Raw genomic sequence first — 11,864 nt, 5'->3', positions numbered from 1 at the left:
CAGGAAAATGACATTTGAAGGAAAAGTTGTGGCAGTGACAGGTGCAGGTGGAGGAATCGGCACAGCGATTGTCAGTAAATTTGTGGATTTGGGAGCAAAAGCAGTATTGTTGGATGTGAAAGAAGAATTTGCAAAAAGAACAGCAGATTTGCTGCATCTTACAGAAGAAAACAGTATGTGCCTGGGTGTAGATGTTTCAAAAGAAGAGGATGTAAAAGAAGCAGTATCAAAGATCAGAACACGTTTTAACAGAGTAGATGTGCTGGTGAATACGGCTGGAATACCAGGTCCGAGTGCAAGAACAGAAGATTATTCTTTTGAAGATATAAAAAAAGTATACGAAGTGAATGTGTTTGGGACTTTTCTGATGATGCAAAATATACTTCCGATCATGCAGGAACAAAAAAGTGGTGCAATTATCAATTTTGGATCTGTATCAGGAATGTTTGGGTATCCATATGAAATCGGTTATGGTTCAAGCAAGGCAGCGGTTATTTATATGACGAAAAATGCTGCAAATGAAAATGGATTTAATGGTGTCAGAATCAATGCAGTTTCACCGGGATGGGTGGATACCAATATGATGAAGACGGTTGTTGACAGTTACAAGGATGTTGGAATTGAAAATAGTTCGGACAATGTGACAATTGGACCAATGCGGAGGGTTGCGGCACCAGAGGAACTTGCAAATGTAGTTACATTCCTGGCATCAGAGGAAGCTTCTTATGTAAATGGGGCAAACTTCTTGGTGGATGGCGGAATGACACTTGGCTAAAAGCAAATAAATAAAATATCAAATTTGAAAGGAGAATAAAAATGGGACATTTTATTACAGGAGTACTTACAGAAATTTTAACACCTTTTAGAGAGGACGGTTCAATCGACTACAAACAGGTGGAAGAGTTGATTGAATGGCAGATGGCGCAAGGTATTGAGAACTTCTTTATCAATGGTTTAGCAGCAGAATGTCAGGCACTTAGAGTAGAAGAAAAAATGAAATTGTTGAAAACAATTTATGGTGTGACACAGGGAAAAGCGAAGATCATGGCCTGTGCATTTGAAAATTCTGTTGAGTTAAATAAAGAATTACTGGATTTATATGAAGAAATGGGTATGGCAGATTGTTATTGTATTACTGCTCCGCCTTATTTTAAACATACCCAGGATGCTTTATATGATTATGCTGCGGAACTGATTGATTATGCAAAACGTCCTGTTTATATTTACAACTGTGTACAGATGGGAACACTGTTTGCACCAGACACATTATGTCGGCTTGTAAACGAACATCCAAACTTAAGAGGATTTAAAGATGCATCGGTAGATATTTTGAATTTTATTCAGTGTACACTGCGCATCAATCCGGATGAATTTGATTTTCTTGGAGGCTGTGATGGATTAGATGGTGTTATGATGCAACTTGGCGCTGTTGGATGTGTTTCATTTATGGCAGTTCCTTTCCCAAAAGAAATGAAAGATATTGTAGATGCAGGTTTAGCAGGCGATTATAAAAAATGTATGGAAGCACAGCATAAAGTTCTCCGTATTCGAAATCTCTGTAAACAGGCCCCATTCAATGCAGCATGGATTTATGCGATGAAATATGGCGGAGGTCCGGTTGGAATGCATTCACGCATGCCAAAAGATCAAGACTTTGTTCCGGAAATGCTGAAAACGCAGTTGGATGATCTTGCGAAAGAATATGGGTATGACGTTTTGTAGAAAGGAGCATACATATGGAGTTGACAAAAATTAACTTCAAACCTTCTTTTTTTTCAGACAGACCAATAGAATTGCTGTCAGACGGTGAATTCAGCGCAGTAGCATTTCGTTACGAAACGGGTGTATGCGGATTAAAAATCAGAAATAAAAACTGTAATATGGTTGTTTTGCCTTATATGGGGCAACAGATTTGGTTTGCTGAATTTCATGGGAAAAATTTAACGCAAAAATCTATTTTTGATCAGCCCCAAAATACAACAAAATTTGGGGATAACTATGGTGGTTTGTTGATACATTGTGGATTGACCAACATCAATTGTGCAGATGAGGGAGAGGATTATCCACTTCATGGAGAATTGCCGTTTGCTTATTATCCGGATACTTATGTTGGGATTGGGCGAGATGAAAAAGGAAAATATTTAGTTGTGGGTGGAACATATGTATATCGAAACAGCCAGGAATATCATTATTCATATAGTCCTCAATTACGTCTTTATGAAAATAGTACTGTGGCAGAAATGCATATAGATATCCATAATCGCAGAAAAAGTCCATTGGATTATATGTTTATGTGTCATATGAACTGGCTGGCAGTAGAAGGCTCTCATATTGTCTATAGTGCTATCAAGGATAAGGAGCACATCAAACCGGATCCACCGATTTTAGAGGGAGATTCAGAAAGAGCGATAAAAATGCGTGAGTATGCAAAACGGATTTTCGACGATCCAATGATTGCAGATGTGTTAGATTCAGAATCCCAGTGCAATGATCCGGAAATGTGTATTAACATTAAGTATGAATCCGATGAGGAGGGCTGGGCGCATGCAATGCAGGTTATGCCGGAGGGAGACTCCTGCTATGTGCGTTTTAAAACAGAAAAACTTCCGTATGCATTGAGATGGCTGTGCAGGACCGGAGATGAAGATGGCATTGGAATTGCATTGCCTACAACTGGTACGAACCGATCAACAAAATATCAGAAAGAGAATCATTTATATAATACGATCAAACCAGGGGAACATGAAGAGTTGAGGTTTGATTTTGGCTATCTTGATATAGAAGAAACAAAGCTAGTGAAGCAGCATATAGAAGAAATTCTCGGGAAAAAGTAGAAAAGGAGGAAAAATGTCTATGAAAATTGCATTGTTTACAGGAGGATATTCAAATTACCCATTAGAAAGAGCATTTCAGGCGGCAGCGAAGTATGGCTATGGCGGAATTGAATTGGGTGGATTTAGACCACATGCGTATGCACCGGATCTGGCAAGAGGAGGAGCAGAAAGAATCAAGCAATTATCAAGAGATTATAATATGCCGATTATTGATTATGTTCCAGAAAATACTGGCTCTCCATATAGCTTAGTATTTGAAAATCCAGAAATGAACAAAGAAAGTTTGGAATATTTTAAATTGTCATTGGATATGGCAAGAGAGATTGATGCGAAATATTGTATGTTAGCCTGCAATCATCCTGGCTATGGAAGAAATAAAGAAGATGTGAAAAAACTTTTTATTGAAAATATGCAGATTTTGGCAGAACATGCAGAAAAAATCGGCCAGACAATTATTCTGGAGCCGGTTACACCGTATGAGGGAACCATTATTGTTTCATCGGATGATGTGAAATGGGCGTTGGATCAGGTGAATTCGCCAAACTTTAAATGTATGTTAGATCTTGCTGCACCATTTACTTATGGAGAGCCTGTTTGCTCATATTTTGAAAAAATGGGAGAGGATTGTAAGCATATTCATTTTGTTGATTGTGAAAAAACAAGTGAAGATCATTTGATTCCTGGTGATGGAGAGATGGATTTTCCAAGAATTGTGAGATATCTTAAAGAAGTAGGCTATGACGGTTATCTTTCTTTGGAGTTGTTTAGTCGCTATGCAAATGAGCCGGATTATGCTGCTGAAAGAGGGTATCAAGTGATCCGTGAATTGTTGGATGAAAATTAGAGGTGATAAAAATGGGAAAAATGGGACCAATTGATGTAATTGTATTAAATAGTCACGGAGTTGGACAAGTTTGTCATATCAAACGATTTCCGCGTCGGGGGGGAGACGCTGGAAGCAACAAATTGGCATGTAGAAGAAGATGGAGGAAAAGGTGCTACTGTTTCAGTTGCACTCGGACGTTTGGGTGTATCCACGGGATATATTGGAAAAGTAGGATATGATCCATGGGGAGATATGGGAGACCAGTGGATGAGTGAATCGGGTGTTGACACCACATACATGTATAGAGATCATTCAGTGTCAACAGGAACGGGACTGATTTTGATTGAAGAGGATAGCACAAATACGATCATCGATGGAGACAGTGCATGTCAGGCGTTGACTTTAGAAGAAACAAAAAATGCAATTGAGGCGATGAAAGAAGCAAAAGTGTTTATTACAGGATTTGGCATGCCTTTCCGAAAAGCATTGGACGGTGCGAAAATAGCAAAACAAGAGTACGGAATGACAACTTTATGTAACGTGAGTCCATTGCCAAGTGAAGAGATGGGAGAATTGGATTACCTGGATTATATGGTATTGAATGATGTTGAAGCAAAAATGTTGTGTAATCTTCCAGAAGATTCTGATCAGGAAAACTATGAAATTGTGAGAACACTACAGCAAAAATACCATTGTAAAGGCGTCATAATGACGTGTAGTTCCAAAGGAAGTGCGATCATTGATGGGGATGAATATTGGGAAGTAGAAGCGACACCGGTGAAAGCAGTGGATACCATTGGGGCAGGAGATGGATATCTTGCTGCCGTAGCTGCAAATCTTGTGTGGGGAAAAAGCCTGCGCGAATCTACAGAATGGGCCAGCAAGTATGCAGCTTATAAAGTGACACGTCCTGGAAGTATGACAAAGAAGCCAGGGTGTGGATATCCGAACAGAGAAGAAGTAGAACGATTTATCGATTCAATCAAATAAAGAAAGAGGATATGGGAATGTACTGTGAAAAGGGAGGAAGGATCCTTTTTCACAGTGCAAACATCCCTTCTTTAAGTCCGGAAAGGATGAAAGTATGAGATTAGCGGCCGTTGGAAGTAATTGTATCGATTATTATAAAAATTTAGAGGGAGGGAAAGCTTTTGCCGGAGGAGGTCCGGTAAATATGGCTGTTTACACGGTGAGACTTGGCGGAACAGCAGCGTATATTGGGCCGGTTGGAAATGATGACTATGGTCAGACGATGCTGCATGCAATCGCTGGCAAAGGAGTGGACATTTCGCATTTACGAGTTGCAGAAGGAAAAACAGCCGTTTCTCAGGTCGAAATTAAAAATGGTGAGCGCATTTTTGGAGATTACGATGAAGGTGTTTTGGCAGATTATGTTTTGACAGAAGCGGATATGGAATACATAAAGTCATTCGATGTCGTAGTTTGTGATATTTGGGGAAAAGTCGGAAAACAGTTTCGCGAATTACAAGAGAAAGGAATTATAACAGCGTTTGATTGTGCGACTGACCCGGATTCTGCAGAATCTAAAGTGGCAATTCCGTATACCAATTATCTGTTTTTCTCTGTTGATTGTGGAGATACCGATGAAGTGAGAAGGAAGATGAAATCACTGTATGATTCCGGCCCGGAACTTGTGATCTGCATGATGGGAGAAGAAGGCAGCTTATGTTTTGACGGAGAAGTATTTCATAAGTTTGGAATTGTGCCATGTGCAAATCTTGTGGATAGTTTGGGTGCAGGTGACAGTTACATTGCAGGATTTTTAAAGGGAATTGAAGATGGACTTTCCATTGAAAAATCTATGGAATTAGGTGCTGGAAATGCCACCGAGACATTAGGATATTTTGGGGCATGGTGATCGGCAGAACAATGTCTGCGATGAAAAGACAATATGGAGGGAACAGCATGAAATACGAAGCAAAAGCATGGAAAGAATCGGAAGGTGCCTGTTTACGCAATTTTAATGAACAGGCTCAAATTGAGAGTGTGAATGGAGCACTTGCATTGCGCTCACAAATTGAAAACGTAATCGATCAAATTTGGGAAGAAGGATTTGATGGGATATATTTTATAGGGATTGGTGGAACATATGCTTCCGGTATGCAGGTAGAAGTATATATGCGGGGGAGATCTAAATTACCGGTGTATGTGGAAAATGCAGCGGAGTTTCTAACAACCGGGAACAAAAGATTTACGGATAAATCGGTTGTTATTTACTCTTCTGTGTCTGGAAACACAAAAGAGATGGTTGAGTTAGTGGATCGCGTTCATGAGATTGGCGCGCGTGTGTTTGCGTTTATAGATACACCGGGTACAATTTTAACGCAACCAGACAAGAGAGAGCATTTAATTGTATATCCGATGAATGAACAATTGAAATTTTACATGGTTGCAAACTATCTTATGTATAAGAATGGTGAATTTGAAGAATATGATCGTTACAATAAAGAAATGGAATCCTATCTGGCGGAAGCGTTGGTTCAGGTAGAAAAGGATTCGGATGAATGGGCATATGAGTATGCAAAAAATAAAGTGGATTTTTGGAAAAAACATCCAGATCTTCCACATTACTTTATCGGATCAGGAAATCAATATGGTGCTACCTATTCTTATGCGATGTGTTATTGGGAAGAACAGATGTGGATCCGGACAAAATCAATTAGTTGTCAGGAATTTTTTCATGGTATGCAGGAAATTATTGTAGATGATACACCGGTTACTTTATTCATGGGTGAAGATGAGCAGCGCCCATTGGCGGAAAGAGTTGCAAGATTTTTACCAAAGGTGAATGCAAATTATACGATCATTGATACGAAAGAGCAGGAGTTAAAAGGAATCAGTCCAGAGTTTCGAGGAAGCATTTCGCATTTAGTGATGCACGGTGTAAATAATCGAGTAGATGCATATATGGAATTATTCTTAAGACATCCTCTTTCTATTCGCAGATATTATCGACAATTTGAATATTAAAATAAGTGGGTAAGGTTAGTGCTTGATAAGAGAAGTGAACCTTACCTTTTTAATTGGATGTTTTGTATTGTGTGGTTTTTAAAAATAAAATATTGACATACAGCATACCAGTGATATAATAAAAGTATAAAAATGTATTAAAAAATAATAAGTTGTTTAGTTGGAGGGAAAAGAAAATGTTATGGACTGAAAAATTGTTTGGAGTGAAAAAACCGATTATTGCGATGTTGCATCTTGATCCACTCCCGGGAGATCCGTTGTACAAAAAAGAAAATGATATGGATGTGATCATTGAACATGCAAGAGCTGATTTACATGCATTACAGGATGGCGGTGTGAATGGAATTATTTTTAGCAATGAATTTAGTTTCCCATATCAGAGAACAATGGATATGGTTACGCCGGCAGCCATGGCATATGTTATTGGAAATCTGAGATCAGAAATAAAAGTACCATATGGAGTAGATGCAATCAGTGATGGAAGGGCATGTTTGGAATTGGCGGCGGCAGTAAAAGCAAACTTTGTACGTGGAACATTTTGTGGTGTTTATGTAGGAGATGGTGGTTTTTATAACAATGATTTTAGCGCTTTGCTGAGAAGAAAAGCGGCGCTCCCTTTGGATGAACTGAAGATGTTATACTTTATTAACCCGGAATCAGATCAAAGCTTAGATACCAGACCACTTGCAGATATTGCCAAAACTACAATAGCAAAGGCTGCGCCAGATGGATTATGTATTTCGGCAGATGCTGCAGGACAAGATGTGGATGATGCTTTGATTGCAAGTGTGAAAGAGGCGAATCCAGATATTGTTGTTTTATGTAATACAGGATGTCGCATTAATACGATTGAGAGAAAACTTACAACTGCGGATGCAGCTGTTGTTGGAACAACTTTCAAGAAAGATGGAAAATTTGAAAATCGTGTAGATGTAAATCGTGTAAAAGAATTTATGCAGGTAGTTCATGAGTTTAGAGAACAAATTCAATAAAGTTGGGGGTGTGCTTTTTGGCACACCCTCAATGCAATTTATTTAAGAAATATATCCATTTGTTTGGAAAGATCTTCTAACCAATCCGAATATTTCCGTTTTCACATTCTACCTGGATTTTATGTTTTGCCTCTGAATTTGTACGGTAGGAAACTTCGGAGGAATCCTCTTCTTCAGAGATAAGAGCAGTTTCTTTTGCAGAAGGCAGAGCGATTTCCCCATATTCTGTGTGGAGATTGAATCCGTAGGAATCAAATGGATCCGGAAGCTGTATGGAAACATTTCCATTTTCACTCTTACAGTCAAAGGAGCCAAGTTTTGTGGCAGTCAGATCCAGATCTCCGTAGGACAATGTAAAAACTGCGCTTTCACTGGAAAATTGATTCAGCAAAACATTGCCGCTGTCATTTTTAACCGTGATCGCTTTGACGGTGCTTGTATTTGCAGAGAAATTGCCGGAATCCAATGTGAATGTGCCAACATCAGAAATCTCCGTATCTGTAAAGGAGACATCTCCGTATTCAGCAGTGACTTCCATGGACGTTCCATTCGTCTTGTTCAGTGTGATATTTCCGCTTTCATTATAAATCCGCGCAGCGCCAAGTGTACTGTCGGCGACGGTTATATGACCGGAATCCAAAGTCAGATCAGAGGCATTTTTCACAGCAGTGCCGTCCAGACGGACATCTCCGTAGTCGTTCTCCAGATGCAGGTCGTCAAATGTGCCGGATTTTAAAGAAATATTCCCGCTGTCATTGTAAACTGCGGCCGTTTTTCCAGAAAGGGTATCAGCGTTTAAATTTCCGGAACCTAAATTGAGACGAAGTTGTTCTTTTCCTTTGATATTTTTCAAAGTGACATCTCCGTAATCACATCCGAGACCAAAATCAGAGGCGGTCAGATCGGATGCCTGGATGTTTCCGGAGTCACTGTAGAGACTGCAGCTGTTCAATTCTGCTTTTTTCGGAACATACAGTGTGACGCTGCATTCAGAATTCTGGGATGCATGAAATCCAAATCCGACAATGGCGATCGGTTCCCGATCTTCCTGAGTCAGTGTGAGTGTGCCGTCTGTACATGAGAACACAGGTTTTGGGTATTCTCCTGGCAGATTGTATTCCAGATAAAATGCGTTGTCTGAAGATGGAAGAATCTGGATGTTTGCATAAGATAAAATCTTGATATCGATATTTTTTACAGAGTCCAGTTTCTTTTTCTCCATGATAAATGGCCGTTTTTCTTTTTCCATACTGTCAGCAGAGATAAATTTTCCATCGGAGAAGGCAAAGCCAAATCGTCCTCCATTCATATATCCGATTCCGGTGAAAAGAACACCGGCAGTCAGTGTGACTGCAGAAAGTGTCAGAATGATTTTTTTACTTTTCTTCATGTCTTTTTCCCCCTTTTCTCACAAGTTTGCCGAGCAGTCCGGCAAGTTTGATGATGATCCAGCGAGCCAGTAATATGGTGAAATATGTGACCAGGATTCCACAACCGATCAGCATCAGAGACAGACCGATCGTAACCAGTCCTCCCCCAAGAGTCTGAGGGATGATCGCAATTCCTCCAATGATGCCAAGCACGCTTCCTGCCACTGCGGCAAGTGCAGTGACTAAGATACCTCCAACGACTGCAAGTATTCCAAGGATCAGGGATGCGAGCACAGCCAGGATACAAAGTGCCAGAGGCAGTGCGATCGGGGCTGCAAAAAGTGCCAGAATAGCGATCCATAAAGCGGAAAAGCGCCGTTTCATTGTTTTTGGCGGTTTGACAGCATTTTCCTGTGCCAGATCCAGAATCAGTGCGGAAGCGGCTTCTTCCGGAGCGCCTAGGTCCTCGATGGCTTTTTGCTCATTTTCGATGCCTGCATCTTCAAAATATTCTTCAAAGTAGTCCATTGCTTTATCGAAATCCTCTTTAGGAAGACGACGAAGCTGGTATGCAAGTTTTTTCATATACTCTTTCTTAGTCATTTCCCATTCCTCCATTTACAATATCGTCAATGATCGTAATGTACTCTTTCCATTCCTTTTTTAGGTGTTCCTGCCGGATCTTTCCGCTTTGTGTAATCTTATAATATTTGCGGTTCCGTCCCTGAAACTGCTGGTCATAGGTCTCTACATAGCCGTTTTCCTGTAATTTCTTTAAAATCGGATACAGGGCAGAATCTTTGGTATCAGATACTCGTTTGATGATCTGGCTGATCTGATATCCATAGGCATCACCCTCGGCGATAATAGAAAGAACAAGAAAATCAAACATGGGTGTGTTGAGTGTAAATGTCATAAAATCCATCCCTTCCTTTCGTATATTTGATAGGTAAGAAAACTGTATATCTATCTTTTGAGCATATTATAGAAAATATAATATATACGGTCAATATATATAAACTTAAGAATTCTAAAGACTTTCTAAAGGTGAGCATTCTTGTCGTTGACAGTGAGCAAAAGCAAGGATATTATTTCTATATATAAGAGCGTGAAAGGGGAAGACGATGTATAAAATACTGATTGTGGAAGATGACCGTGTCATCGCGGATAAAATGAAGGAACATCTGGAAAAGTGGGATTATGAGGTGGCATGTGTGCAGGATTTCAAACGCGTACAGGAGGAGTATACAGCGTTTGATCCGCAGCTTGTGATCATGGATATTATTTTGCCGTTTTATAATGGATTTCACTGGTGTACCCAGATTCGTCAGATCTCCAGTGTGCCGATCCTGTTTTTATCATCCGCAAGTGACAATATGAATATCGTGATGGCAATGAACATGGGTGGGGATGATTTTGTGGAAAAACCATTTGATCGGAATGTCCTGACTGCAAAGATCCAGGCATTATTAAGGAGAGCGTATTCTTTTACCGGGCAGTTAAATGTGTTGGAGTATCGGGATGTGATCTTAAATCTGAACGATGCGGCAGTGACATTTCACGGAGAGCGTATGGAGCTGACGAAAAATGATTTCAAAATCTTGCAGATCCTGATGGAGAATGCGGGAAAGATCGTAAAAAGGGATCGGATCATGGAACGTCTCTGGGAGAGTGATGAGTTTATTGATGACAACACACTGACTGTAAATATGACCAGACTCAGAAAGAAACTGGAAAGTATTGGAATCTGTGATTTTATTGCTACAAAGAAAGGAATCGGGTACGTGATAGAATGAGATTGTTGATTTCTTATTTGAAAGAAAAACTTCCGGTTGTCGGAGTATATGCCGTAATGCTTGTGATTTTCTGTATATTATTCTGGTTAAAAGAAGTTCCCTTTGATGTGATCGAGTATGGAGCAGAGCTCTCTGCAATCTGGCTTTTATTTGTGGGAGCGCTGAATTTCTGGTTTTATCGGAAGCGGTATCAAAGTCTGCTGGATCTGTCTGCGGCACTTCCGCATGAATTGAAAGAGTTTCCGGATCCAAAGAGACGGATTGAAGCAGAATATCAGGAAATCACGGAGACAATTTTTGCATGGAGAGAGATGCTGGAAAACGAAGTACTCCTTAGCAAAAAGGATGCATCTGACTATTACAGTCTGTGGGTGCATCAGATCAAGACACCGATTTCCGCTATGCATCTTCTGATCCAGTCTTTTGAAGAACAGGCAATGGAATTTGAGGAACATGCAGAGGAGACACTGGATTTCCTAAATGAGATGAAAATGAAGATTTTTCAGACGGAAGAATATGTGGGAATGGTACTGTCTTATCTGCGGATGGAGGATATGGGGAATGACCTGAAATTCCAGTGGTATCCGATCGGTGATATTATGCGGCAGGCAGTTCGCAAATATTCCCAGATCTTCATTTTGAAAAAGATCCATTTGAATTTTCAGGACAGCAGGCAGATGGTGCTCACCGATGAAAAGTGGCTGCTGTTCGTGATCGAGCAGATACTGTCCAATGCCCTGAAATACACATCATCGGACGAAGTCCGCCCGCCGAAGGCAGGGAGCATTTCCCTTTATATAAAAGGCACGGAACTGGTGGTGGAGGATACTGGAATTGGAATCGCCCCGGAAGATCTTCCGCGTATTTTTGAGCGTGGATTTACCGGATATAACGGAAGAGAGCACCAGAAATCTACGGGAATCGGTCTGTACCTGTGCAAGACGATCATACAGAAATTAGGACACAGCATCCGGGCGGAATCCCGTGTCGGAGTGGGAACGAAAATTTATATTTCTCTGGAGCGGGAGGATGTAAAATTCGAATAAAATTATCAG

At 40.3% G+C, this 11,864-nt stretch carries 13 protein-coding genes; 10 read left to right on the top strand and 3 right to left on the bottom strand.

Translation table 11 applies throughout. From position 1 onward, the window contains the following. The first annotated feature begins 7 nt into the window (after positions 1-7). From FXV78_RS01500 to FXV78_RS01465, 8 genes are all read left to right on the top strand, one after another. The gene (locus tag FXV78_RS01500) at positions 8-775 is read left to right on the top strand and encodes an SDR family NAD(P)-dependent oxidoreductase (protein ID WP_004841866.1); all 768 of its coding nucleotides are present in this window, start codon (positions 8-10) and stop codon (positions 773-775) included. A gap of 41 nt (positions 776-816) precedes the next feature. Further along, on the top strand, positions 817-1,722 hold the full coding sequence (locus FXV78_RS01495) for a dihydrodipicolinate synthase family protein (protein ID WP_004841864.1): 906 nt from the start codon (positions 817-819) through the stop codon (positions 1,720-1,722). A gap of 14 nt (positions 1,723-1,736) precedes the next feature. Then, positions 1,737-2,834: a DUF4432 family protein gene (locus tag FXV78_RS01490; protein WP_004841862.1), complete on the top strand. Its 1,098-nt coding sequence runs from the start codon at positions 1,737-1,739 to the stop codon at positions 2,832-2,834. Between the two features lie 19 nt (positions 2,835-2,853). Beyond that, the gene (locus FXV78_RS01485; RefSeq protein ID WP_004841860.1) at positions 2,854-3,678 is read left to right on the top strand and encodes a TIM barrel protein; all 825 of its coding nucleotides are present in this window, start codon (positions 2,854-2,856) and stop codon (positions 3,676-3,678) included. A gap of 60 nt (positions 3,679-3,738) precedes the next feature. After that, positions 3,739-4,650 carry a PfkB family carbohydrate kinase gene (locus tag FXV78_RS01480; RefSeq protein WP_004841857.1) on the top strand — a complete coding sequence of 304 codons (912 nt, stop codon included), beginning with the start codon at positions 3,739-3,741 and terminating at the stop codon, positions 4,648-4,650. Between the two features lie 94 nt (positions 4,651-4,744). After that, on the top strand, positions 4,745-5,539 hold the full coding sequence (gene frlD / locus FXV78_RS01475; protein WP_004841856.1) for a fructoselysine 6-kinase: 795 nt from the start codon (positions 4,745-4,747) through the stop codon (positions 5,537-5,539). Between the two features lie 47 nt (positions 5,540-5,586). Further along, complete coding sequence (locus FXV78_RS01470) at positions 5,587-6,651, top strand: SIS domain-containing protein (RefSeq protein WP_050785329.1); 1,065 nt, start codon at positions 5,587-5,589, stop codon at positions 6,649-6,651. A 176-nt stretch (positions 6,652-6,827) separates the two neighbouring features. Further along, positions 6,828-7,643, top strand: coding sequence for a BtpA/SgcQ family protein (locus tag FXV78_RS01465; protein WP_004841853.1), 816 nt, complete (start codon positions 6,828-6,830; stop codon positions 7,641-7,643). A gap of 76 nt (positions 7,644-7,719) precedes the next feature. Here the strand turns inward: FXV78_RS01465 and FXV78_RS01460 are convergent, their stop codons facing one another. Genes FXV78_RS01460 through FXV78_RS01450 form a run of 3 tightly spaced genes read right to left on the bottom strand, consistent with a single transcriptional unit; the run spans position 7,720 to position 9,929 of the window. Next, a complete protein-coding gene (locus FXV78_RS01460) occupies positions 7,720-9,033 on the bottom strand; it encodes a DUF4097 family beta strand repeat-containing protein (protein ID WP_004841852.1) in 1,314 nt (437 codons plus the stop codon). Continuing rightward, on the bottom strand, positions 9,020-9,616 hold the full coding sequence (locus tag FXV78_RS01455; protein ID WP_009244854.1) for a DUF1700 domain-containing protein: 597 nt from the start codon (positions 9,614-9,616) through the stop codon (positions 9,020-9,022). Before FXV78_RS01455 ends, FXV78_RS01460 begins: the two co-directional genes overlap by 14 nt. Next, positions 9,609-9,929, bottom strand: coding sequence for a PadR family transcriptional regulator (locus FXV78_RS01450; protein WP_172624240.1), 321 nt, complete (start codon positions 9,927-9,929; stop codon positions 9,609-9,611). The genes FXV78_RS01455 and FXV78_RS01450 overlap by 8 nt, the downstream gene beginning before the upstream one ends. A 208-nt stretch (positions 9,930-10,137) precedes the next feature. On the opposite strand from FXV78_RS01450, the gene FXV78_RS01445 reads away from it, so the two are divergent. Together FXV78_RS01445 and FXV78_RS01440 are read left to right on the top strand one after the other, a co-directional pair. Further along, positions 10,138-10,809 carry a response regulator transcription factor gene (locus FXV78_RS01445; protein ID WP_004841848.1) on the top strand — a complete coding sequence of 224 codons (672 nt, stop codon included), beginning with the start codon at positions 10,138-10,140 and terminating at the stop codon, positions 10,807-10,809. Next, complete coding sequence (locus tag FXV78_RS01440) at positions 10,806-11,855, top strand: sensor histidine kinase (RefSeq protein ID WP_004841845.1); 1,050 nt, start codon at positions 10,806-10,808, stop codon at positions 11,853-11,855. The genes FXV78_RS01445 and FXV78_RS01440 overlap by 4 nt, the downstream gene beginning before the upstream one ends. Positions 11,856-11,864: the final 9 nt, after the last annotated feature.

The sequence above is a fragment of the Mediterraneibacter gnavus ATCC 29149 genome (assembly GCF_008121495.1).
GTDB lineage: Bacteria > Bacillota > Clostridia > Lachnospirales > Lachnospiraceae > Mediterraneibacter > Mediterraneibacter gnavus.
The sequence above is the reverse complement of the archived record's forward strand: the minus strand, read 5'-3'. Positions and strand labels throughout refer to the sequence as shown.